Source organism: Hyphomonadaceae bacterium ML37, from assembly GCA_027627685.1.
Lineage (GTDB): Bacteria > Pseudomonadota > Alphaproteobacteria > Caulobacterales > Maricaulaceae > Oceanicaulis.
Window position 1 is genome coordinate 501,608 of the sequence record CP091241.1, and the last position, 22,115, is coordinate 523,722.

Here is a 22,115-nt window from a genome sequence, read left to right on the forward strand (position 1 = left end):
ACGGCCCGGCGTGATGCGCCGGGCCGTTGCGTGTGTGTCCGGTGCGGCGCGTTAGCGCGGCGACAGGATCATGGTCATCTGGCGGCCTTCGAGCTTGGGCTCGAACTCCACCTTTGCGGTCTCGGCGAAATCGGCCTTGACCCGGTTCATCACGTCCATGCCCCGGTCCTGGTGCGCCATTTCGCGGCCCCGGAAGCGCAGGGTGACTTTCACCTTGTCGCCTTCTTCAAAGAACCGGGCCATCGCGCGCGCCTTGACCTGATAGTCATGCACATCGATGCCCGGACGCAGTTTGATTTCCTTGACGTCCTGCGTCTTCTGGTTCTTTCGGGCTTCCGCCTTCTTTTTCTGTTCCTGGAATTTCAGCTTGCCGTAATCGATGATCTTGCACACGGGCGGATCAGCGTTGGGCGAAACCTCGACAAGATCCAGACCTGCTTCTTCGGCGGCTGCGAGAGCCGAGTCGAAGGGCACGATCCCTTGTTTCTCGCCATGTTCATCGATCAGGAGCACCCGCGGTACGCGGATCTCCCGGTTGATGCGCGGGCCCTCTTTTTTGGGCGGCGGCGCGGCATGCGGGCGTCGAGCTATGCGTCTTCTCCATGGAAGCTGACAATTGGAACGCCATAATACAGGTTCTGGCGCTGTTCGGGTAGGGAATATCGCGAGGATGCGCCCAAATGCAAGGCGCTCACGCCGCCACGCCCGCATCGGCGAAGCCGCCGGCGCAGCGCATCGCCTGCACCGCTTCGGCGGCGTTGATCTGCGCAAGGGTGGGCGCGTGCATCAAAAGCGTCGGCGAGGCGCCGCGCGGGGCGCTGTACACCGGGGCGGTGTCGCCGGGATGAAACAGGACGGCGGGCGAACCGGCGGCGACGATGAGGTGCAAGAGCGCCACATCCTCGCCAAAGGCGCACTGGGCCTGGCGGCCCAGCCCGGCCAGCTGGATCAGATTGGCGCGGCCCGTCAGATCGCGGGCGCCCGGTGTGATATGGGCGATGTAGCGTCCCAGCTCGCGGGTGGACGGTCCGCCGACAATCACCGGCTCCACGCCCTTCTGGCGCAGCTCATGGGCCAGAGAGGCCCAGCGTTCCTTGGGCCAGCGCTGGGCGGGCGGGCTTTCATCCCCGGCGGGGCAGAACAGGGCGTAGCGCGGCTGCAGCCCGAAATAGGCCGGGTCCAGCGTGCGCGAGCGCTTGGCCACGAAATCCACCCAGTCGAGCTCCGGCCCGGCGGCTTCGCCCAGCGCGTGACCGACCCGGCAGAGGCCTGCCGCGCCCAGCCTGTCAGCGACCTGGTCCAGCGGATGGCCCGGCTTTTTGGGATCGTGAAGCGCCTCAATCCAGCGCACGCTGGCGAAGCGCATGGCGCCGCGAATCTTGCTGGAGGCTGCGCCCGCGCCCAGATCATAGACGACGTCAAAGCCTGAATTACGCGCCGCCTTCATGCGTTCGAAGAAATTCTTCTTCGCCGTATCGCCCAGCGTCGTCTCCACCGCATTGAAATACGGGCAGTATTTCAACAGGCCCTCATAATCGGGACCGGTCAGAAGCGTGATGCGCGCGGTGCGGTGATGGCTGCGGATCAGGCGCGCAGCCGCCAGCATGCGCACCACGCTGGTGAGGTCACCATCGTGGAGCACGAGAATTTGTTGTTTGTCGGCCTCGCCCGGATTCATGACGCTACTCTAGAAGTTCGCGGTAGACCTGCAAGGTGGACTCTTGCAGCGCCTGTTTTGAGAACAGCTCGATCACCCGCGCCCGGGCCTGCCGGGACAGGGCTGCCCGGGCTTCAGGCGTTAGCGGCAGCGCTGCGTGCAGTGCAGCGCGCCAGGCCTCCAGATCGCCCGGCGCGGCCCGCCAGCCGGTCTGCCCATCGGCCACCACCTCGCGCGCGCCGCCATGATCGGCCGCGATTACCGGCGCGCCCATGGCCTGCGCCTCGGCGGCGGTGCGCCCGAAGGCTTCCGGCTGCAAGGACGGGCAAACCACCACATCGGCCGCCAGATAGGCAGCCGCCATATCGCTCTCATGACCGGGCAGCACCAGCGTGATGCCTGCGGCCTGCGCCTTCGCGGCGAGCTCGTCCTGATAGGCGTCCCGCCCCTGGGCGTCGCCAATACACACCAGCCGGAAGGGCCGCCCAGGGCCGCTCCATCCCGCCAGCGCCTCGATCATGAAGGCCTGACCCTTCCAGCGCGTCAGCCGCCCGGGGAGCAGGATCACGGCCTCCTCGGGCTCTGCGCCCCAGCGCGCGCGAATTTGCGCGATGCGCTGCGGGCTGACCGTCTCCGGGTCGAAGACATCGAGATCCACTCCGCGGGGAATGACCCGCAGCCGGTCCTCGCCCACGCCATGTTCGGCGCGCACATGGTCCGCGATGAAATTGGAGTTGGCGATCACCCGCTCGCCCGAGGCCATCACGGCGTTGTAGGTGCGCTTCAGGCCGGAGCCTGCCGAATACGTCCCGTGATACGTGGTCACAAAATGCGCGCCCATGCGGCGCGCCGCCCAGCGCCCGCTCCAGGCCGGGGCGCGCGAGCGGGCATGGACGATGTCCACGGCTTCAGCCTTGATCAGGCGGGTCAGCCGCCCCGCATTGCGCCACAGCGTGAGCGGGTTTTTCGATTTCATGTCGAGGCGCACCAGCTCGCCGCCCGCGTCCGCCAGCGCGCCCTCCAGCCGGCCGCCGCGGCTCGCCACGAGGCAGCGCCCGCCCGCGCGGGTCACCGCCTCGGCGATCTCGATCGTGGTGCGCTCGGCGCCGCCGGCGTCGAGTTCGGGGATGAGCTGGAGTATCACCATCACATGCGTCCGCCTTGCCGCGCTGCACGGCCCGCGTCATGTACCCTCATCGGATGCGCGCGCCAACAGCGCGCCGCGCCAGCCACACTACACCCGTAGAGGCCCCGCCATGACTGACCCCGCCGCCGCGCCGCTGGACTATCTAGACCGGGAGGGCGCCCGCCTCGCCTATGCGCGCCGGCGCGGGCGGGGTCCGGGCGTGTTGTATCTGGGCGGGTTCGACTCCGACATGGGCGGGACCAAGGCGACCGCGCTGGACGCCTGGGCGCAGGCGGGCGGGCGCGCGCTCGTGCGCTTTGACTATTTCGCCCATGGCGCCTCGGACGGGGACTGGGACGACGCCGACATCACACGCTGGCGCAGCGACGCGCTGGCGGTGCTCGATCAGGCCACGGACGGGCCGCAAGTGCTGGTGGGCTCCTCAATGGGCGGCTGGCTGGCCATCCTGGCGGCGCTGGCGCGGCCCGAGCGGGTCAAGGCGCTGCTGCTGATCGCCCCGGCGGTGGATTTCACCGAAACCCTGATCTGGGAGCGCCTGCCCTTGCATGCGCGCGAGGCCATTGCCCGCGACGGCAAATGGACGCGCCCCGGCGGCCCGGGCGGCCAGCAGGTGATCACCGCGCGCCTGATCGAGGACGGGCGGCGCTGGCTGTTGCTGGACGCGCCTATCCCGCTCACCTGTCCGGTGCACATCCTTCAGGGCTGGCAGGACCGCGACATGCCGTGGAGCCATTCGGTGCGCCTGATGGAGCACTTGCCAGACGCGCCGGTCACCCTGACGATGACGCGCAGCGGCGATCACCGGCTGGTTGAGCCGGATGATCTGGCGGAGCTTATTCGCGTGGTGGAGGCGATGTCGGCATGATCGGCCAGCTATACGAGACCCATGTCCTGCCCCATCTGATCGGCTGCGCCTGCGGCGCGCCGCAGATAATGAAGCAGCGATCACGCCTGATCCCGCAGGCCAGGGGCCGGGTGCTGGAGGTCGGGTTCGGGACCGGGACCAATCTGTCCTTCTATGATCCGGCGGCCATCACCGAACTTGTCGCGCTGGAGCCCTCTGAGGGCATGCGCCGCAAGGCCGCGCCGGCCATTGCCGGCTTTCCGGTCCCGGTGACCTGGCTGGCCGAGGGCGCCGAGACCGCCGCGCTGGAGCCCGCAAGCTTTGACACCATCGTGCTCACCTATACGGCCTGCACCATTCCGGACCCCGACCGGGCGCTGGCCGCCCTGCGCCGGGCGCTGAAACCCGGCGGCCAGCTTTTGTTCAGCGAGCATGGCTTGGCGCCGGATGAAGGCGTCGCCCGCTGGCAGCGCCGCATCGAACCGGTCTGGAAGCCGCTGGCCGGCGGCTGTCACCTGACCCGTGATCCCGCCGCGATGATCACCCGCGCCGGGTTTAACATCACCCGGATCGAGGCGGGCTATCTGCCCAAGACGCCAAAGATCGCGGGATACAATACGGCGGGGTATGCGGTGGGGTGAGGCGCCATCCGCTTCCTCATCCCTTGAGCCCGGCCTATATCCCGAGCCCATGAGCACGATCGTCAAAATCTGCGGCCTCAATGACGCCGCCGCCGTGGACGCCGCTGTGGCGGCGGGGGCGGCGTATCTGGGCTTCATCATATTCCCGCGATCTCCACGCGCGCTGACGCCGGCCGCCGCCGGGGCGCTGGCGGCGCGAAAAGGACCGGCGCGATCGGTCGCGGTGCTGGTGGACCCCGATGATGCGCTGCTGGGCGAGGTGCTGGTGCGCATGAAGCCCGACATCATCCAGCTGCATGGCGATGAAAGCCCGGCGCGCTGCCAGGATGTGCGGTCTTATGTGGGCGAGGGCGTGTGGAAGGCGCTGGGCGTGTCGGATCGCGCCGATCTGGACCGGGCGGCGCGCTGGCGCGGGGCGGTGGACGGGTTCGTGTTCGACGCCAAACCGCCCGCCGGCGCCGACCGGCCCGGCGGGCTGGGAATCGGTTGGGATTACGCTCTCCTGAACGGGTTTGACGCCGGCGCGCCCTGGCTGCTGGCCGGGGGACTGACCGTGGACAGCGTGGCGGACGCCATCCGGCAGAGCGGCGCGCGCGGCGTCGACGTGGTGTCCGGCGTGGAATCAGCGCCCGGCGTCAAGGATATTGCGAAGATCGAAGCCTTTATCGCTGCAGCGCGATCTGCGCGCCCGCTTGCGCCGTGAGCCGCAAGCGGCTTGTCTCTCACCCCGCCTCAACTCTCAGGACCGTCCCATGACCAAGCCCAACGCCTTCTCCCAGTATCCCGACGCGGCCGGGCGCTTTGGCGCCTATGGCGGACGCTATGTGGCCGAGACGCTGATGCCCAACATCCTGGCGCTGGAGGCGGCCTATGCTCAGTACAAGGATGATCCGGACTTCGTCGCCGAGTTTGACCTGTTCAGCCGCGATTTCGTGGGCCGGCCAAGCCCGCTCTATTTCGCCGAGCGCCTGACCGAGGCCTTTGGCGGGGCGCAGATCTGGTTCAAGCGCGACGAGCTCAATCATACCGGCGCGCACAAGATCAATAACTGCCTGGGTCAGGTCCTGCTGGCCAAACGCATGGGCAAGACGCGCATCATCGCCGAGACCGGGGCGGGCCAGCATGGCGTCGCCACGGCCACGGTGGCGGCGCGGTTCGGCATTCCGTGCGAGGTGTTCATGGGCGCCACGGACGTGGAGCGCCAGAAACCCAATGTGTTCCGCATGAAGCTCCTGGGCGCCAAGGTCCACGCCGTCACCTCCGGGCGGGGCACGCTGAAAGACGCCATGAACGAAGCGTTGCGCGACTGGGTCACCCATCCCGACGAGACCTTCTATGTGATCGGCACGGTGGCGGGGCCGCATCCCTACCCGATGATGGTGCGTGATTTTCAGTCCGTGATCGGAAGAGAGGCGCGCGAGCAAATGCTCGAACGTCTGGGCCGCCTGCCCGACGCCGCCGTGGCGTGCATTGGCGGCGGGTCCAACGCCATGGGGCTGTTTTATCCCTTCCTGGAAGACGAAAGCGTGCGCCTGATCGGCGTGGAGGCGGCGGGCAAGGGCCTCGACACGCCCGACCACGCCGCCAGCCTGAATGGGGGCAAGCCGGGCATTCTGCACGGCAACCGGACTTATCTCCTGCAGGACGCCGATGGTCAGATCACGGAAGGTCACTCCATTTCCGCCGGTCTCGACTATCCCGGCATCGGGCCGGAGCACGCCTTCCTGCACGATATGGGACGGGCCGAGTACCGGTCCGCCACTGACGCCGAGGCGCTGGAAATGTTCCAGATGTGCGCCCAGCTCGAAGGCATTATCCCGGCGCTGGAGCCCGCCCACGCCCTGGCGCGCACCCGCGATCTCGCCCGGGAACTGGGCAAGGACGCCGTCATCCTGATGAATATGTGCGGCCGCGGCGACAAGGACGTGTTCAGTGTGGCCGGCGCGCTGGGGGTGGAGCTGTAGGGGATGCCTGCATCTGATTTGAGTGTGAACCCGACAAGCCAGACGTCGTTTGAGTGCAGCAACTGCCGCACGACGACGCGGCGCTTCTGGGGGGAGATAGTCGAGAACGCCCAGACTCAAGCAGTCTATTACGTGACCTGGTGCAAGCAGAGCAGTGAGCATTATCCTCGCTTCGATCTGCTCATCGGGTCTTGGGGCGACAACACGTCCGCAGATGATCGCCATCTTGTGGCCGTCGAATTCCGAGTGGTGGCTGGCGAGCCTTCCTTCATGGTCATCGACGCTCAGATTGATCGCTATAGGCCGCTTGCCTCGATGGCCTTGCGCCGGTCCGACGTCATCGGCACGCCGGACCAGTCACGGGTTTTCGACATGGTCGACGCCATCTGGTTTGGCGACTGGCTTATTGAGGAAATGCACTCGGATACGGCGAAGGCCGCGCGCAATTCGTAGGCAAGCGATCATCCGCGCCTGACGCGAGACAATGCCTCGAACTTCATGGCCATTTAAATCTCTCAGGCCCGAGGCGCGAAATCCGGTTGGCGGATTCGCGCAGAGGGCGTAGATGTGCGCCTCTGAAGCGAGCGGGGACGCTTGTTTGTAACGACAATTGTAGCTACAATGCAGTTTGAATGGGATGAGGCCAAGGACCGCGCCAACCGCACCAAGCACGGCATCGGGTTTGACGAGGCTGCCGAATTGTTCTTCGGCGACTATGTCTTGATCCCGGCCCGCGCAGGTGCCGGTGGGGAAGAGCGATGGATAGCCGTCGGTCCTCTTAGCGGGCGTCCGGTGATCGCCGTTGTGCACACGGACCGCTCGGGCCGCATCCGCATCATCTCGGCGCGGCCTGCGCGTCGAGAGGAAAGGAGACGCTTTCATGGGACGTATCGTGCGGGTGAATCTTGAAGACCTGCCGCCCATCTCCGAGGAGCGCCTGCGCGAGATCGAGGCGATCCCCGACGAGGACATCGACTTTTCCGATATTCCGGAACTCACCGAAGAAGACTTCGCGCAAGCCGTCTGGCATCCCGGCTATGGCAAGAAGCAGGTGACGGTGCGGCTGGACCGGGACGTGCTGCACTTCTTCAAGCAGGGCGGACGCGGCTATCAGACCCGCATGAATGCGGTGCTGCGCGCCTATATGGAGGCCGTGAAAAAGGCTTCGGCCTGACCGCTTGCGGAAAAAAGCACGCCAGACAGCAAACGGGCCGGACGCGTTGCGCCCGGCCCGTTGCTTTGGTCAAGTCTGGATGAAGCCGATCAGTTCTCTTCGGCGTCCGGCGCGGTGTCGCGCACTTCGAACACCTGGTTCACGGTCTGGCCGTTTTCAAACACCAGTTCGATCAGCACCTCGCCCGTGGCGAGCACGTCACGGTCAATTTCGAACAACATCATATGATCGCCGCCCGGCGCCAGCGAGATCGAGCCACCCGACGGCACGTCGAGGCCCTCGACGCGGCGCATGCGCATGACGTCGTCTTCCATCGCCATGGTGTGCAGTTCCACGCGTCCGGCGGCATTGGTGCGCGCATCAACCAGACGGCCTTCGGCATTGCCAGCGGTCACCGTCATGAAGGCGGCGGTCACGTCACGGCCCGGCGGGGGATTGCGGATCCAGGCGCCGACAACCGTGTAGGCGGTCGGTTCGGACGCCGCGGCGGGCTCCTGCGCGGCCGGGGTCTGGTCCATGGATTCCTGGACACTGGCATCAGAGGCGACGTCCTGAGTGGACGGGCTTGTTGCGTCGGCGTCGTCATAGGAGGCGGGGGCGGCGGGGTCATTGCAGGCTGCGAGCGCGAGCGCGGAGGCGGCGGCGAGCCAGATTGTGTGACGCATGGGGAGGGGTCCTTGTCTTGCCAACCGGCGCAGACAGACCCGCGCCGGACGGAGATGTTATGTGGGGATGACAAACCTGTAATGCAAGCGCGCGGCGTGTATCAGGCTTTCCAGTAGCCGACCCGGTCACGCACTTCAGCGATCACCGGTTCGGCGGCGGCGCGGGCGCGCTCGGCCCCGCGTATCAGGATACGGTCAATCTCTGCCGGGTCCGCGATCAGGCGGGCGTATTCATCCGCGATAGGCGCGATGAACTGCACCGCGATGTCGGCGAGCTTCGGCTTGAAGGCGCCGAAGCCCTGACCAGCATGATCGTTCAGCACAGCCTGCGCACTGATCCCGGTCAGCGCCGCGTAGAGACCCACCAGATTGCGCGCCTCGGGCCGGGCGTCGAGCTCGGCTGTGGTGGCGGGCAGGGGCTCGGCGTCGGTCTTGGCCTTCTTGATCTTGCGCGCGATCGCATCGGCGTCGTCGTGCAGATTGATGCGCGAATTGTCGCTGGGATCGGATTTGGACATCTTTGCCGTGCCGTCTTTCAGCGACATGATGCGCGCGCCCGCGCCAGACGGCGGGATCACCGGTTCGGGCAGGGGCAGCACGGCCTCACCGCCGCCAAAGTCGCGGTTGAAGCGGGCGGCGATGTCGCGCGACAGCTCCAGATGCTGTTTCTGGTCCTCGCCCACGGGCACGTGGGTCGCCTTGTAGATCAGGATGTCAGCCGCCTGCAGCACGGGATAGGTGAACAGGCCGACGCTGGCGCGCTCGGCGTCCTTGCCGGCCTTGTCCTTGAACTGGGTCATGCGCTCCAGCCAGCCCAAACGCGCCACGCACTGGAAAATCCAGGCGAGCTCGGCATGGGCAGGGACTGCCGACTGGGCGAACACCGCGCTGCGGTTCGGGTCCACCCCGGCGGCGATATAGGCGGCTGCGGCGCTGCGCACGCGGCCCGGCAGTTCGGCCGGGTCATGGGCCACGGTGATAGCGTGCATGTCCACCACGCAGTAGAAGCAGTCGGCCTTGCCTTCCTGCAGGCGCACCCAGTGTTTGAGCGCGCCCAGATAATTGCCGATATGCAGCCCGCCTGTGGGCTGCATGCCCGACAGGATGCGTTCAGGGCCGGAATAGACGGGCAGGGCGTCGCTCATGGGTGATCCATATCTGGTCAGTCGCGAAAGAACAGGGCGCGGTGATAGCCTCGCGCCTCGCAAGGCTCAAGCGTGAACGGCTTGCCGGGTCAGGACGCGTCCGGCTTGCGCCGCACCAGATCGCGCAGGTCTGAGGGCTTGAGCGCCCCGACGGCGAGCGCTGCTGCGCCATAGACGGCGGCGCCCAGCGCCACCACCGCGCCGAGCACGATCAGCTTGCCGGGATACTCGCCGAGGGCGGGGGCCAGCCCGGTGATCCAGTCTGCGCCCGGTCCGGCCATGGCCCAGACCGCGGCGCCCATGACAGCCGCTGCGAGCACCTGTCGGGGCAGGCGGGCGATGAGGCGCGCGTCCAGCCGCCACAGCCCGCGCGTCAGCAGGGTGCGCGCCAGCAGCGCCACATTGATCCAGCCCGCCACGCTGGTGGCGATGGCCAGACCCAGAAAGCCCATGCCGCCGAAGAACAGCGTCACGGCCAGCAGAAAATTCACCGCCACCGAGACCAGCGCATAGCGCATGGGCGTGGCCGTGTCCTCGCGGGCGAAGAAGCCGGGGGTCAGCACCTTGATCAGGATGAAGGCCGGCAGGCCCGCGCCGTAGGCGATGAGGGCCAGCGCGGTGTTGGCGGTGTTCTCGGCGGTGAACGCGCCCCATTCGAACAATCCGCCGACCAGAAAATGCGGGATCACCAGAATGGCGGCCACGGCGGGCAGGGTGAGCGCCAGCGATATCTCGATAGAGCGGTTCAGGGTGTACTGGCCGCCGGCCTCGTCCCCGGCGCGCAGGCGGCGGGCGAGGTTGGGCAAGAGCGCCAGGCCCATGGCGATGCCGATCACGCCCAGCGGCAGCTGGTAAAGCCGTTCGGCATAATTGAGATAGGAGCGGGCGCCCTCCTCCAGCATGGAGATCGAGGAGGTGACCAGCACATTGATCTGGGTGACGCCCGCCGCCACCGAGCCGGGCACGCCCAGCACGATCAGGCGCTTGACCCGCGGCGTCACGCGCGGCGCGCGCAGTGTGAGCTTTAGCCTGGCCCGGCGTGCCGCCAGCACCAGCAGCACGACCTGCATCACGCCTGACACGGTCACGCCGATGGCCAGCCAGACGGCCAGCGCTTCGCGGTCTGCGAACTCGAACAGCAGCACCCCGATGAGCACGAGATTGAACAGCATGGGCGCGCCGGCGGCCGTGGCGAACCGGCCATGGGAATTGAGCCCGCCGCCGATCAGCGCGGTCACCGTCATGCACAGCAAATAGGGCATCATGATCTGCAACAGCAGAATGCCCAGTGCGAACAGGTCCGGATCATTCACCTGCCCTGGAAAGAAGGCGTAGCCGATCCATGGCGCCAGCAGCTGGATCGCCACCACCACCAGAAGCGTGACCGTGACGAGCACGCTCAGCGCCTCGCTGGCGAAGGCGTCGGCTTCGTCCTTGCCCTTGCCTTCCAGCTCGCGCGCATAGAGCGGCACGAAGGCGGCATTGAACGCGCCCTCGGCCAGCACGCGGCGGAAGGTGTTGGGGATCACCAGCGCCTGGAAAAACACGTCGGCCACCGGCCCGGCGCCCAGGCGCCCGGCCATCAAGCTCTCGCGCATCAGGCCGAGGATTCGGCTGCCCAGCGTGAAGGCGCTCACCACGCCGAGATTGCGAAACAGCCTCACCGCCCGGCGCTCGCAGGAATGGGGGCAGGCCCGGCGCCGGACGGGGTTCCCAGCGCCGCCTCAGCCTCGACGAGTACCGCTTCGAGCGCCTTGGTGATGGTCTCCAGAAGCGCCGGATCATCGGGCTTGGCGCCTTTGCAGGTGACGTAGAATGTGTCCACCGCGCGCTGGCCATAGCCGTCAATGCGCGCCGCCTGCAAGGACAGGCCGAGCCCCGTCAGCGTGTGCGCCAGCGCATGCAGCAGGCCCGGCCGGTCGCGGCCCGAGGCTTCGATCACCAGCGCATTGTCGGCGGCCTCGAGGTCCAGCTTCACATAGGGGCTGACCGCAAACGCCGCCTCGCGCCGGCGCAGGGGCTGGACCGGCAGGCGCCAGCCGGGCGCCAGCCCGTCGCGCGCGGCGCTCTCCACGGCGTCTTTCAGGCGCGAGCGCGCGCGCGGGTCGGACCAGCCGAACGGGCGTCCGCCGCCCTCCTGGACGAAGAATACGTCAAAGGCCTGGCCGCCATGGGTGGTGGCGACCTGGGCGCCCACCACGTTCGCGCCTTCGCGCGCCAGGGCGCCGGCGATGTCGGCGAACAGCCCGTCGCGGTCGGGCGCCAGCACCATCACCTCACAGGCCGAGCGGCGCTTGTCGATGCGCACGCCTGCGGCGATGTCGCGGCCCATGGCGGCGCTGGCGCGGACAAACGCCGCGTGGCGCAGCCGGTCGCTCTCGGCGAAGGCCAGCCAGTAGGGATCATCCATCTCGCCGATCCAGCGCTCGGCGAAGTCTGCATCAAATCGGCCGACCACAGACCGGAAGGCGGCGCGGGCGGTTTCGGCGCGGGCGGCCAGGCGCGCGCGGGCCGCGTCCTCGCCGCGCTCCCCGCCCTCGGCCAGCACGGCGGCGGTGGCCTGATAGAGATCGCGCAAGAGCTGGGCTTTCCAGCCATTCCACACGCCCGGACCCACCGCGCGGATATCCACCACGGTCAGAATGGTCAGGAGCCGCAAGCGCTCCAGCGTGCCGCACAGGCGCGCGAAATCGAGCACGGTGCGCGGGTCGGAAATGTCGCGGCGCTGGGCCGCATCGCTCATTTCAAGGTGGTTGGCGATTAGCCAGGCGGTGAGCTCCACCTCGTTCTCGTCCAGCCCCAGGCGCGGCCCGGCAACCCGCGCATTGGCGGCGCCCTCCACGCACTGGTCGCCCTTGCCCTTGCCGGTATCGTGCAGCAACACGGCCAGATGCAGCGCCCGGCGCGACGAGATTTTCTGCGCCAGGCTGGTGGCCAGCGGGTGATCGCCCGCCAGCTTGCCTTGCTCGATCAGACGCAACAGGCCCAGCGCGTTGAGCGTATGCTCGTCCACGGTGAAGCGGTGATACATGTTGAACTGGGTGCGCGCGACGATATCGCCGAACTCGGGGATATAGGCGCCCAGCAGCCCCGCCTCGGTCATGGCGCGCAGGGTCATGCGCGGATCCTCGGCGTCCAGCAGCACCGCAAAGAAGCTGCGCGCGGCGCGCGGATCGCTGCGAAACGCGTCGTCGATCAGGCGCAGGGACTGGCCGATGCGCGCCACGGCGTCCGGGTGCAGATCGTAATGGCGCGCCGCCGCCGCCTCGAACAGGCGCAGCATCATCACCGGATCGGATTCAATCGCCGCCGGATCGGCGAAGGTCAGCCGTCCAGCGCGCAGCGTGAAGCCTTCCTCGGCCAGGCCTTCGGCGTCCGCCATGCCGTCGGACGGCAGGAACCGCCCGGCGGCGCCCGGCGCGTCTTTCAGCTCGTCAGCCTCCAGCTTGGCGCAGACCAGGCGGGTGAGCGCGCCCACATCGATGGCTTTGAGGAAATAGTCGCGCATGAAGGCTTCCACCCCCAGCGCGTCGGCGCGGTCGTCATAGCCCATGCGCACGGCCACGCCGGGCTGCATGTCGAAGCTCAGCCGGTCGTCCTTGCGTCCCACCAGGGCGTGCAGGTGGAAGCGCACGGTCCAGAAGAAATCGGCGGCGTTGAGATAGCGCTCCACATCGGCGACGGATAACAGGCCCGCGGCCACCCAGCGCTCCATGGCGTCGGCGCCGTAAAGCACCTGAGCCAGCCAGCGCACGGTCTGCAGATCGCGCAGGGCGCCCTTGCCGTCCTTGATATGGGGCTCGACGGCGTAGCGGCTGTCGCCCTGACGGTCGACGCGTTCATCGCGCTCGGTCAGCTTGGCGGCGGCGAAGGCGCCCGCGCGCTCGCCCAGCAATTCCTCTTCGAACGCGCTCAGCAGTTCACGCACCAGGCGCACATCGCCGGTCAGGCTGCGGATATCCAGAAGCGCGGTGCGCTCCGAGACGTCGTCACGCGCCAGCGCGATCGCCTCTTTCACCGTGCGGATGGCGCCGCCGCCCACGGGCAGACCGCTATCCCACAGGGCATAGAGCGTGCGCTCGACAATCAGCGTGGCGTGCTCGGGGGCGGGATCATCGACCAGGAACAGCAGATCGATATCGCTGTGCGGGGCCAGCTCGCCCGCGCCATATCCACCTACCGCGCACAGCGCCAGCCCCGGCGTGCGCGCGCCCTGATCGGTCAGATCGCTGGCGATGGAATCATACAGCGCGCGCAGCACGGCGTTCATCACGCCGGACAGGGTCCGCGCCGCCTCCAGCCCGCCGCTGGCGCCCTGAAGACGGGATTCGGCATGGGCGCGGCCGCGGGTGAGATAGGCTTTCAGCTTGGCCAAAGCGGCCTGACGCTCCGCCGGCTGGTCCCAGCCCTTGCGCGTGGCGGCGGCGAGCTCTGCGCGCAGGCGCAGGCCGTCAAGCGAGGCGGGAAGGGATGTGGGCCGGATCATGGGCGTAGTTCTACGCCAGCCCGCCCCGCCCTGTCAGCGCTCTTCCACCTCGACCACCAGCGCTTCGCTGGCGGGCACCTGGCCGCGCACCAGCGCCTGATAGGCGCCCAGAGCCTCAGGTCCGCCGGTGAGGCTTCGCCAAGCCAAGAGATCATCCGCCGCCGCCACGAAATGGGACCAGGCCTCGCCCTGGCGTTTGGCGAACCCGTCCGGTCCCCACTGCGCGATGCGGTCGCGGGCATGGTCGGGGGCGAAGAAGAAGGCGGGTCTGGGTCCGGGCAGATCGGATGCCGGCGCGCTGTCATCCCAATGGGCGCCCCCGACGCGGATATTGGCTTTCAGGTTGGCGCCGAACCGCCCATGCAGGGCCCGGTTCACCTCCGCCGCCCCGGCGAAATCCACGATCAGCCGGGCGGGGGCGGGGTCCATTGCGGCGATGTCGTCATAACCGGTGATGTCGTCATACAGCCCCGACGCCTCCACAAAGGCGGCGTTGCGCGACGAGGTCAGCGCTTCGATGCGCAAACCCTCGGGCCGGTCGCGGCCCAACAGGAAGGCGAGCGCCAGTGCGGTCTTGCTGGATGCGCTGGTCAGGGTGAGGCGGTTCGCGCCCTGGAAGGCCGCCTCGCGCAAATGCGCATCGATCAGGAAGGAGGTGAGAAACAGCGGCTGCAGCACCATCTGCGCGGCTTCGCGCTGCGGGTCATAGGCCGGGTCGGCGGCGCAGCGCACATAGCGGTTATACACTGCCGGCAGGGCGGAGCGGTGGTCTGCCGCATCGACAAAGCTGTCAGGGCGGATCTTGCCGGGGGTGACCACCAGCTCGCTGGCGGCGGGGAAGTAGCCATAGACCCGCTCGCCCAGGTCCAGTCCCGGCGCGCGGCTTTCAGTCACCTGGGCAAAGCCCCAAACCGGCAGGCGCCCGCGCCCGTCCGCGCCGGGGAAGAAGCGCCAATAGCCCATGGCCTGCCCGAAGGCGGCATAGGTGATGTTGTTGGCGGTCAGCGCAAAGCGGCGCACGGTCAGGCGGGCTTCGCCCGCGTTCAGCGCGCGCGGCGGGTCCTCAACGATGTCGGCGTGCGTTATGTCAGCTTGATCAATGCTCAGCGCCCAGCCCATGGCCCTCGTCTCCCTCAGTGTCGAGATTATCAGTGGTGCAGGTGTGCGTCCGGCCGGTCATCGGATGACCAGCGGCGCAGCACGGCCGGGTCCGGGTCGCCATAGTCTTCGGGCAGATCCGGGCAGGTGGCGCTGCGCAGGATGTCGCGGATGATCGCCAGGCGCGCCGCGCGCTTGTCATCGGCGTTCACCACCCGCCAGGGGACCGGATCGCCGGTGACGGCCAGCATCGTGTTGCGCGCTTTCGAATAGGCGTCGAACTTCTTGAGGGCGACGGCGTCCACGGGCGAGATTTTCCACGATTTGAGCGGATTGACCCAGCGGTCTTCCAGCCGTTTGGCCTGTTCGTCACGCGACAGGTCCAGATAGTATTTCAAGAGCACCAGCCCGTCATTGACCAGTATGCGCTCGAACGGACCGACATTTTGCAGAAAGGCCTTGTGCTCGGCATTGGTGCAGAACCCCATCACCGGCTCCACGCCGGCGCGGTTGTACCAGGACCGGTTGAACAGCACCATTTCGCCGCCTGCGGGCAGATGCTCGGTCCAGCGCTGGAAATACCAGCTCGACCGGTCGCGCTCGGTGGGCTTGCCCAGCGCCACCACACGGGTGTCGCGCGGCGACTGGTGCTGGACGATGCGCTTGATCACCCCGTCCTTGCCCGCCGAATCGCGCCCTTCCAGAATGATCAGGCAGCGCGCCTCGGTGGCGATCAGGTGGCGTTGCAGGGCCACCAGTCCGATCTGGAGGCGCTTGAGTTCGCTTTTGTAAATTTTCTTGTCCATCGCCGGCCACCCTGGGCCTGCGCGCGCCTCAAGTCGAGGCTGGCGCGCGGCGCCGCCTGTCCAAACCGTCATATCATGTTGGCTTGTGCGGCGCGCTGATTGGGCTAAACAGGCTCGCCCCAGCCCTTGCGGACGAGCCCCGCCATGTCAGTCCATGCGATTGAAACGCGCGCCCTGTCGCGCCGCTTTGGCGAAAAGCGGGCCGTGGACGGCATCGATATGGAGGTGCGCCGCGGCGAGATTTTCGCCGTGCTGGGGCCCAATGGCGCAGGCAAGACCACGCTGGTGCGCATGCTGGCGACGCTTTTGCGTCCCTCTGGCGGCAGCGCGCTGGTGCTGGGCCACGACATCGAGCGTGAGCCGCGCGAGGTGCGCCGCAAGATCAGCCTGACGGGCCAGTTCGCCTCGGTGGACGAAGACCTGACCGGGTTTGAGAACCTGCTGTTGCTCGCGCGCCTGTCAGGGCTCAAAGGCGCCGAGGCCAAGGGCCGCGCCATGGACCTGCTGGGCGCGTTTGATCTCGCTGACGCGGCCGCCAAGCAGGCGAAAGCTTATTCCGGCGGCATGCGGCGCAAGCTGGATATCGCATCCAGCCTCATCCGCCGGCCCGAGCTGCTTTTCCTTGACGAGCCGACCACCGGGCTCGATCCGCGCTCGCGCAATCAGGTCTGGGATATTGTGCGGGGCCTGGCGGCCAGCGGCACGACCATCCTTCTGACCACGCAATATCTCGAAGAGGCCGACCAGCTGGCGGGCGAGATCGCTGTGGTGGATCACGGCCGCATCATTGCGCGCGGAACCAGCGCGCAGTTGAAGGCGAAAGTCGGCGGCGGCGTGTTGCAGATCAGCCTGGCGGGTGCGGACCGGCGCGAGGAGGCGTCCGGCCTGCTGGCCGGGCTGCTGGACGGCGAAGTGCGCGCCGGCGGCAATGGCCTGTCCCTGAGCGTGGATGTGTCTGATCCCGATGCGGGGCTCGCCGCGCTCTCCGCTCTGTCGTCGGCTGGGATTGAATTGTCGGGCTATAGCCTCAGCCAGCCGAGTCTGGATGAAGTCTTCTTCGCGCTGACCGGACGCCCGCCGGAGGCGGAGGACGGGCCAGCACCGGAGGTCGCGCCATGAGCGACACGACGACGCCCCTCAAGCAGGCCGCCGAGACGGTGGTGCAATCGGCGCCGGCCATGGCCGCCAGCCCGCCCCATGCGGTGTCGGTCAGCCTGACCTATGCCTGGCGGGCGCTTTTGAAGATCAAGCACATGCCCGAGCAGCTGTTCGACGTGGTGGTGACCCCCATCATGTTCACGGTGATGTTCACCTATCTGTTCGGCGGCGCGCTGGCGGGCTCGACAGACGCCTATCTGCAATTCCTGCTGCCGGGCATTCTGGTGCAGACGATTGTTTTCACGTCCGTTTATACCGGATTCACGCTCAATACCGACATTTCCAAGGGCGTGTTCGACCGCTTCCGCTCCCTGCCCGTCTGGTCGCCGGGGCCGATCGCCGGGGCGATGCTGGCCGATGTGTTCCGCTTCACGGCGTCGGGGTTGATCGTCTTCATCATCGGCACGCTGATGGGCTACCGCCCCGAGGGCGGCTTCATCGCGGTGATCCCGGCCCTCATGCTGCTCAACGGGTTCGCGCTGGGCTTTGGCTGGATCTTCACCGCGCTGGCTCTGTCGGTGCGCACGCCCTCCACCGTGATGACGCTGGCCTGGCTGGTGCTGATGCCGCTGACGTTCGCCTCCAATATCTATGTCGATCCGGCCACCATGCCGGGCTGGCTGCAGGCGGTGGTGTCGGTCAATCCGGTCAGCCTGCTGGTGACCGCCATTCGCGACATCATGGCCGGAACGCCGGACCTGCGCGCCGTCCTGCTGGCCCTGCTGGCGCCGGGTCTGATCGCGGCCGTATTCGGTCCCATCACGATGTGGCTTTACCGCAAGGAGCGTTAGGCGAGCACGGGGCGCAGGCCGGGCCCGCTTCAAGGCTTGCGCCGCGCCAGCCTGACAGGCGAAGGTGGCCGTGATGCGATATCTTGGCCCTGCGATTTTCACCCTCATCGCCCTGATCGCCGCCGCCGCGGCGGGCTGGCATGTGCTGACCCGCAATCCGGACGGCCTGTCCCTGCGTGATCTCGGCCAGACGGCTGGCGAAGCCTATGTGTTCGGCTATCCCCTGGTGCTGATGGAGGAGACGCGCGCGGTGATGCTGGCGCGGGTCGAAGCTGAAGGCGAACCGGGTGCGATCAACACGCTGCATCACCGCCGCGACCTGCCGCAGGCCGGGGATGACACGGTGGTGCGGCCCAATCTCGATACGCTGTATTCCATCGCCTGGCTCGACCTGTCTGACGGTCCTGTTGTGCTGCGCTGGCCGGATATGGGCGAGCGCTACTGGCTGTTGCAGGTGCTGGACGCCTGGACCGATGTGGCCGGCGCGCCGGGTTCGCGCGTGGCGGGTTCAGGGCCGGGCCTCGCCTTCATCACCGGTCCGGACTGGGACGGGCCGGCCCTGCCGGGCGCTGTGCATGTGCGGGTCTCCACCCCCATGGCCTGGCTGATCGGGCGCATCGAGATCGCGCCGGGCGAAGACTTTGCGCCAGTTCATGCCCTTCAGGACGCCATCTCGCTCACCGCGCCACCGCCCTCAGCCTCGGCGCGGATGGGCGATGCCGGCCTGCGACCGTCCGATGCGGTGGCGGCGCTGGCGCCGAATGAATTCTTCACGCGCCTCGCCGCGCTAATGGCGCTGAACCCGGCCAGGGCGGAGGATGCAGAAATGACCGCGCGCCTGGCCGCGCTGGGCGTTCACCCGGAAACCGGCGCGGTTGACTGGAGCGGGCATGGGCCGCTGGCGCGCCGGGTGATGGGGCGCGGGGTAACGGTGGCGCGCACCAGACTGGCCGAAGCCGACCGCCAGCCGCCCGGGCCGGAGGGCTGGCGCACGCTGACTGAGGGGCTGGGCGCGTATGGGACCAATTACGCCCTGCGCGCCGGCGTGGCGCATATCGGGCTGGGAGCCAATCTGGCGGCGGATGCGATCTATCCCAACACGTCGGTGGATCGCGACGGCCAGCCGCTGCATAGCAGCCACGCCTACATTCTGCGCTTTGAGCCCGGCGCCCTGCCGCCGACGGACGCATTCTGGTCGATCACGCTCTATGACGTGGATGGTTTTCTGCCCGAGGGCGCCGGCTGGCGCCATGCGCTCGGCGACCGGGACGATCTGACCTACGATTCAGATGGCGGACTGACCATCAGGATTTCCACCGAACCGCCCCAGGCCTCCCCGGATTCCAACTGGCTGCCGGCCCCGCCGGACGCGCCCTTCGCCCTGACGGCGCGCCTCTATGCGCCCGGCGAGACGGCGCTGTCTGGCGAGTGGACCATGCCGGGCGTGGAGCGGCGCTGAGGCGCGCGCTCTTGTACGGCGCGGCGCGCGCGGGCAGGCTTGGCGTGATGATGTCCGCCCGCCCCGCGAAAGCCGCCATGACCAGATTATCCGCTGCCCGCCGGGCCGTCGCCGGCCTCATGGCGCTCGCCGCAATGGGGTTGCTGGCCGCCTGCGCCGGTGGTCCCCTGATCGACACCCGCCATGCCAGCGAGGCTCATGACAGCCGGGTGCGCTATATCATCGTGCACTATACGGCGGTGGATTTTGAAGAAGCCCTGCGCCTGCTGACGCAAACCGGGGTGAGCAGCCATTATCTCATCGACCGCGATCCCGCCCGCATTCACCGCCTGGTCCCCGAGCGCCGCCGGGCGCGCCATGCGGGCGTCTCCAGCTGGCGCGGGGAGACCTATCTCAACACCGCTTCGGTCGGGATCGAGATCGTCAATCGCGGGTATGACTGGGGCGCGCCGGAAGACTGGGAACCCTATGACGAGGCGCAGATCGCGGCCGCCGCCTGGCTGATCGCCGACATCGCGGCGCGCAACGAGATTCTCCCCCACCGCATTCTGGGCCATGCGGAGGTTTCGCCGGGACGCAAGTCTGATCCCGGGCCGTTGTTTCCGTGGCGGCGCCTGGCGTGGGCCGGGCTCATTCCGTGGCCGGACGAAACCCGGCTGGAGGCGCTGACCGCGCAGTATCAGGAGGCGCTTCCCGACGCGGCCTGGCATCAGGCGCGCCTGCGCCGGCACGGCTACCCGATTCAGGAAACCGGCGCGTGGGACGATCAGACCCGCACAGTGCTAACCGTCTTCCAGATGCGCTTCCGCCCGGCCCGCCATGACGGCATGACCGACGCCCAGACGGCGGCGCTGCTGGATCTGGCCACGGACCCGGACGGGTTGATGATGCGCGGGTCTGACGGCATTTCGCGGGCGTACCGGGGCCGCTAGCCGATTGGGCTGGTCCCGGCGCCAGAGGACCGTGCGCCGCAAGAAATCTGCTTGCGGAATGTCTACGACGCTGCTCCAGTCTGCACGAGCTTGCAGGGGAGTTCGGGACATGCCGGGATCGGGAATGAATGTCGTGCGGCGGGGTCTGATCGCTGTTGTCGCCGCGTCGCTTGTTAGCTTGGGCGCGGCAGGCTGTACGACCGTCCAGCGGCCGGACACGGCGAGCCTGCCCAGCTTCACCTCCGATGAGGACTTGCGCGAGTTTCTGGCGCCCGGCGGCGATCTTATGGTCGCCGCGCGCGTTCCGCCGCCGCCTGCGCCCCCGCCACCCCCGCCGCCGCCCGCCCCGCCAGGGGCCTCACCGTCCGCCCCTGCACCCTCCGCCGCGCCGCAGGAGAGCGTCACGGTCACCGCCTCGGTTTCGACGGAGAACGATTCCATCACCAATGTGCAGGTCGCCGGGGTGGATGAGGGCGGGATCGTCAAGGTCAGCGGGGATTATCTGGTCATCCTGCGGCGCGGGCGCCTGTTCACCGTGTCCACGGCGGACGGGGATCTGCGCGCCGTGGACACAATCGACGCCTATCCGCCCGGCGCCAGCGCGCGCTGGGACTGGTATGACGAAATGCTGGTGTCCGGCGATCTCATCGTGGTCATCGGCTATAGCTATCGGCGCGGCGGGACCGAGATCAACCGCTTCCGTCTGGCTGCGGACGGGACGCTGACCTTCATCGATTCCCATCATCTGAGATCAGACGATTATTATTCGGATCGCAATTACGCCTCGCGCCTGATCGGTGACCGGCTCATCTTCTACGCGCCGCTGTCGTTCCAGTGGAATTCACGCGACGTGCTCGACGATATGCCGGGCCTGAGCCGCTGGACGCCCGACCGCGAGGGGCCGGAATTTGAACGCATCGCCAGCGCCAGCAATGTCTTCATCCCCGCACCTCTCCGCGCCCGGGGCGCGGAGACGGTGGAGGCCATGCACACGGTCACGCAGTGCGATCTGGCGGAGCCGGAGCTGCGCTGCAAGGCGACCATCGTGCTGGGGCCGGAGTCGCGCACCTTCTTCGTCGCGCAGGACGCGGTCTATGTGTGGGTCAGCGCTCCCCGCATGGCGGAGGATGACAGCCAGAACTTCCTGATCCGCATCGCGCTCGGCGACGGACCGCCCAGCGCCGTGCAGGTGGAGGGCGAACCACTCGACCAGTTCTCTTTCAACGCCAATACCGCCCGCAGCCGGATTGACGTGCTGGTCGCCGACGAGGGCTATGGCGATGCGATGTGGAACGCGGATCTGACGCGCGGCCGCCCGGCTTTGCTGCGCCTCCCACTCGCGCGCTTCGGAGATGGCGGCGGGGCGGCGCCCGCCTCCGACTATCAGTTCCTGCCGGGCGACGAGGACGCCTATCTCGACCGCAACCGCTTTATCGGAGACCGGCTGCTCTACGCCCTCAGCCGCTGGCGTGGCGGGAAGAGTGATTACTCGCTCGTGGTCGTGCCGGTGGAGGGTGGCGAGCCGGTTGAGTTTACCGTGCCTGAAGGCGTCGACCGGATCGAGCAGCTGGGCCGCGACGCGGTGGTGGTGGGCGGCGAGGAGGCGGCAGTCTTCCTCACCGTTGATTTGATGGAACCCGAGCCCTCCATCATCGACCGCTATGTGGAGCGCGGCGCGCGCGAGGCGGAATCGCGCAGCCACGCCTTCTTCTACAATCCCGATACGGCCAGCCCGAACGGCGCTGACGGCCTGCTCGGCCTGCCCGTGATCAATCGCGGCGCCAGGGCAGCCGGTGCGGACATGCTGTTCCTGCGCCGTGATGATCGCCGGCTGTCAGACTATGGACGGCTGGAGTCCGAGGCGCCGGCGGGCGTGGATGATGGCTGTCAGGCGTCCTGCGTCGACTGGTATGGCGATGCCCGTCCGATCTTCCTGCGCGGTCGCGTGTTCGCGCTGCTGGGCTATGAGCTGGTGGAGGGCGACGCCTCGGGCGCGCGCATTCGCGAGACGCGGCGCATCGATTACACGCCGCAGCCTGAAAGGCGGGCGGGGAAGTAGGCGGGAGGTTTTGGGGAGGCGGGGCAGGGCTGCCTGGGGATGCGTGCCGCCGCCCGGGGCGCGCAGCACCGCCCTGGCGCGCAACACCG

Annotated in this window: 21 protein-coding genes; 12 read left to right on the forward strand and 9 right to left on the reverse strand. The window is 67.9% G+C overall.

What is annotated here, in order from left to right:
• Positions 1-51 precede the first annotated feature (51 nt).
• Genes infC through L2D01_02605 form a run of 3 tightly spaced genes read right to left on the reverse strand, consistent with a single transcriptional unit; the run spans position 52 to position 2,804 of the window.
• Complete coding sequence (gene infC / locus L2D01_02595) at positions 52-711, reverse strand: translation initiation factor IF-3 (GenBank protein WBQ10677.1); 660 nt, start codon at positions 709-711, stop codon at positions 52-54.
• Entirely contained in the window at positions 692-1,678 is a 987-nt protein-coding gene (locus L2D01_02600) for a glycosyltransferase family 9 protein (GenBank protein WBQ10678.1), read from the reverse strand. The genes infC and L2D01_02600 overlap by 20 nt, the downstream gene beginning before the upstream one ends.
• A 4-nt stretch (positions 1,679-1,682) precedes the next feature.
• Positions 1,683-2,804 (reverse strand): glycosyltransferase family 4 protein, encoded by a 1,122-nt coding sequence (locus L2D01_02605; GenBank protein ID WBQ10679.1) that lies wholly within the window; start codon positions 2,802-2,804, stop codon positions 1,683-1,685.
• Positions 2,805-2,913: 109 nt separating this feature from the next.
• Between L2D01_02605 and L2D01_02610 the strand changes: the two genes are divergently transcribed.
• From L2D01_02610 to L2D01_02640, 7 genes are all read left to right on the forward strand, one after another.
• Positions 2,914-3,669 (forward strand): alpha/beta hydrolase, encoded by a 756-nt coding sequence (locus L2D01_02610; GenBank protein WBQ10680.1) that lies wholly within the window; start codon positions 2,914-2,916, stop codon positions 3,667-3,669.
• Entirely contained in the window at positions 3,666-4,289 is a 624-nt protein-coding gene (locus L2D01_02615; protein ID WBQ10681.1) for a class I SAM-dependent methyltransferase, read from the forward strand. Before L2D01_02610 ends, L2D01_02615 begins: the two co-directional genes overlap by 4 nt.
• A 49-nt stretch (positions 4,290-4,338) precedes the next feature.
• On the forward strand, positions 4,339-4,992 hold the full coding sequence (locus tag L2D01_02620) for a phosphoribosylanthranilate isomerase (protein ID WBQ10682.1): 654 nt from the start codon (positions 4,339-4,341) through the stop codon (positions 4,990-4,992).
• Between the two features lie 49 nt (positions 4,993-5,041).
• Complete coding sequence (gene trpB, locus L2D01_02625; protein WBQ10683.1) at positions 5,042-6,253, forward strand: tryptophan synthase subunit beta; 1,212 nt, start codon at positions 5,042-5,044, stop codon at positions 6,251-6,253.
• A 3-nt stretch (positions 6,254-6,256) separates the two neighbouring features.
• Entirely contained in the window at positions 6,257-6,706 is a 450-nt protein-coding gene (locus L2D01_02630) for a hypothetical protein (protein ID WBQ10684.1), read from the forward strand.
• A gap of 168 nt (positions 6,707-6,874) precedes the next feature.
• The gene (locus tag L2D01_02635) at positions 6,875-7,162 is read left to right on the forward strand and encodes a BrnT family toxin (protein WBQ10685.1); all 288 of its coding nucleotides are present in this window, start codon (positions 6,875-6,877) and stop codon (positions 7,160-7,162) included.
• Positions 7,134-7,427, forward strand: a complete 294-nt coding sequence (locus L2D01_02640) for a BrnA antitoxin family protein (GenBank protein WBQ10686.1) — start codon at positions 7,134-7,136, stop codon at positions 7,425-7,427. Before L2D01_02635 ends, L2D01_02640 begins: the two co-directional genes overlap by 29 nt.
• 89 nt (positions 7,428-7,516) lie before the next feature.
• On the opposite strand, the gene L2D01_02645 is transcribed toward L2D01_02640, so the two are convergent.
• The 6 genes from L2D01_02645 to ppk2 form a co-directional block, all read right to left on the reverse strand.
• Positions 7,517-8,092, reverse strand: a complete 576-nt coding sequence (locus tag L2D01_02645) for a copper chaperone PCu(A)C (GenBank protein WBQ10687.1) — start codon at positions 8,090-8,092, stop codon at positions 7,517-7,519.
• Between the two features lie 101 nt (positions 8,093-8,193).
• On the reverse strand, positions 8,194-9,237 hold the full coding sequence (gene trpS, locus L2D01_02650; protein ID WBQ10688.1) for a tryptophan--tRNA ligase: 1,044 nt from the start codon (positions 9,235-9,237) through the stop codon (positions 8,194-8,196).
• An 89-nt stretch (positions 9,238-9,326) separates the two neighbouring features.
• The gene (gene murJ / locus L2D01_02655) at positions 9,327-10,901 is read right to left on the reverse strand and encodes a murein biosynthesis integral membrane protein MurJ (protein WBQ10689.1); all 1,575 of its coding nucleotides are present in this window, start codon (positions 10,899-10,901) and stop codon (positions 9,327-9,329) included.
• Positions 10,898-13,723 carry a [protein-PII] uridylyltransferase gene (locus tag L2D01_02660; protein ID WBQ10690.1) on the reverse strand — a complete coding sequence of 942 codons (2,826 nt, stop codon included), beginning with the start codon at positions 13,721-13,723 and terminating at the stop codon, positions 10,898-10,900. Before L2D01_02660 ends, murJ begins: the two co-directional genes overlap by 4 nt.
• Before the next feature lie 33 nt (positions 13,724-13,756).
• Positions 13,757-14,842: a DUF2855 family protein gene (locus L2D01_02665; GenBank protein ID WBQ10691.1), complete on the reverse strand. Its 1,086-nt coding sequence runs from the start codon at positions 14,840-14,842 to the stop codon at positions 13,757-13,759.
• A 29-nt stretch (positions 14,843-14,871) separates the two neighbouring features.
• On the reverse strand, positions 14,872-15,627 hold the full coding sequence (gene ppk2 / locus L2D01_02670) for a polyphosphate kinase 2 (protein WBQ10692.1): 756 nt from the start codon (positions 15,625-15,627) through the stop codon (positions 14,872-14,874).
• 144 nt (positions 15,628-15,771) lie between these two features.
• Between ppk2 and L2D01_02675 the strand changes: the two genes are divergently transcribed.
• From L2D01_02675 to L2D01_02695, 5 genes are all read left to right on the forward strand, one after another.
• Positions 15,772-16,746: an ATP-binding cassette domain-containing protein gene (locus L2D01_02675; protein ID WBQ10693.1), complete on the forward strand. Its 975-nt coding sequence runs from the start codon at positions 15,772-15,774 to the stop codon at positions 16,744-16,746.
• Positions 16,743-17,576 carry an ABC transporter permease gene (locus L2D01_02680; GenBank protein ID WBQ10694.1) on the forward strand — a complete coding sequence of 278 codons (834 nt, stop codon included), beginning with the start codon at positions 16,743-16,745 and terminating at the stop codon, positions 17,574-17,576. Before L2D01_02675 ends, L2D01_02680 begins: the two co-directional genes overlap by 4 nt.
• Before the next feature lie 73 nt (positions 17,577-17,649).
• Positions 17,650-19,035 (forward strand): DUF1254 domain-containing protein, encoded by a 1,386-nt coding sequence (locus tag L2D01_02685; GenBank protein WBQ10695.1) that lies wholly within the window; start codon positions 17,650-17,652, stop codon positions 19,033-19,035.
• A gap of 77 nt (positions 19,036-19,112) precedes the next feature.
• Entirely contained in the window at positions 19,113-19,967 is an 855-nt protein-coding gene (locus tag L2D01_02690) for an N-acetylmuramoyl-L-alanine amidase (GenBank protein WBQ10696.1), read from the forward strand.
• A 109-nt stretch (positions 19,968-20,076) separates the two neighbouring features.
• The gene (locus L2D01_02695) at positions 20,077-22,026 is read left to right on the forward strand and encodes a beta-propeller domain-containing protein (GenBank protein ID WBQ10697.1); all 1,950 of its coding nucleotides are present in this window, start codon (positions 20,077-20,079) and stop codon (positions 22,024-22,026) included.
• Positions 22,027-22,115 lie beyond the last annotated feature (89 nt).

What these genes read in the sequence shown, in the direction of transcription:
- infC (WBQ10677.1), bottom strand. Translation starts at nt 711, where the DNA reads ATGCGGGCGTGGCGGCGTGAGCGCCTTGCATTTGGGCGCATCCTCGCG.
- L2D01_02600 (WBQ10678.1), bottom strand. Translation starts at nt 1,678, where the DNA reads ATGAATCCGGGCGAGGCCGACAAACAACAAATTCTCGTGCTCCACGAT.
- L2D01_02605 (WBQ10679.1), bottom strand. Translation starts at nt 2,804, where the DNA reads ATGGTGATACTCCAGCTCATCCCCGAACTCGACGCCGGCGGCGCCGAG.
- L2D01_02610 (WBQ10680.1), top strand. Translation starts at nt 2,914, where the DNA reads ATGACTGACCCCGCCGCCGCGCCGCTGGACTATCTAGACCGGGAGGGC.
- L2D01_02615 (WBQ10681.1), top strand. Translation starts at nt 3,666, where the DNA reads ATGATCGGCCAGCTATACGAGACCCATGTCCTGCCCCATCTGATCGGC.
- L2D01_02620 (WBQ10682.1), top strand. Translation starts at nt 4,339, where the DNA reads ATGAGCACGATCGTCAAAATCTGCGGCCTCAATGACGCCGCCGCCGTG.
- trpB (WBQ10683.1), top strand. Translation starts at nt 5,042, where the DNA reads ATGACCAAGCCCAACGCCTTCTCCCAGTATCCCGACGCGGCCGGGCGC.
- L2D01_02630 (WBQ10684.1), top strand. Translation starts at nt 6,257, where the DNA reads ATGCCTGCATCTGATTTGAGTGTGAACCCGACAAGCCAGACGTCGTTT.
- L2D01_02635 (WBQ10685.1), top strand. Translation starts at nt 6,875, where the DNA reads ATGCAGTTTGAATGGGATGAGGCCAAGGACCGCGCCAACCGCACCAAG.
- L2D01_02640 (WBQ10686.1), top strand. Translation starts at nt 7,134, where the DNA reads ATGGGACGTATCGTGCGGGTGAATCTTGAAGACCTGCCGCCCATCTCC.
- L2D01_02645 (WBQ10687.1), bottom strand. Translation starts at nt 8,092, where the DNA reads ATGCGTCACACAATCTGGCTCGCCGCCGCCTCCGCGCTCGCGCTCGCA.
- trpS (WBQ10688.1), bottom strand. Translation starts at nt 9,237, where the DNA reads ATGAGCGACGCCCTGCCCGTCTATTCCGGCCCTGAACGCATCCTGTCG.
- L2D01_02660 (WBQ10690.1), bottom strand. Translation starts at nt 13,723, where the DNA reads ATGATCCGGCCCACATCCCTTCCCGCCTCGCTTGACGGCCTGCGCCTG.
- L2D01_02665 (WBQ10691.1), bottom strand. Translation starts at nt 14,842, where the DNA reads ATGGGCTGGGCGCTGAGCATTGATCAAGCTGACATAACGCACGCCGAC.
- ppk2 (WBQ10692.1), bottom strand. Translation starts at nt 15,627, where the DNA reads ATGGACAAGAAAATTTACAAAAGCGAACTCAAGCGCCTCCAGATCGGA.
- L2D01_02675 (WBQ10693.1), top strand. Translation starts at nt 15,772, where the DNA reads ATGTCAGTCCATGCGATTGAAACGCGCGCCCTGTCGCGCCGCTTTGGC.
- L2D01_02680 (WBQ10694.1), top strand. Translation starts at nt 16,743, where the DNA reads ATGAGCGACACGACGACGCCCCTCAAGCAGGCCGCCGAGACGGTGGTG.
- L2D01_02685 (WBQ10695.1), top strand. Translation starts at nt 17,650, where the DNA reads ATGCGATATCTTGGCCCTGCGATTTTCACCCTCATCGCCCTGATCGCC.
- L2D01_02690 (WBQ10696.1), top strand. Translation starts at nt 19,113, where the DNA reads ATGACCAGATTATCCGCTGCCCGCCGGGCCGTCGCCGGCCTCATGGCG.
- L2D01_02695 (WBQ10697.1), top strand. Translation starts at nt 20,077, where the DNA reads ATGCCGGGATCGGGAATGAATGTCGTGCGGCGGGGTCTGATCGCTGTT.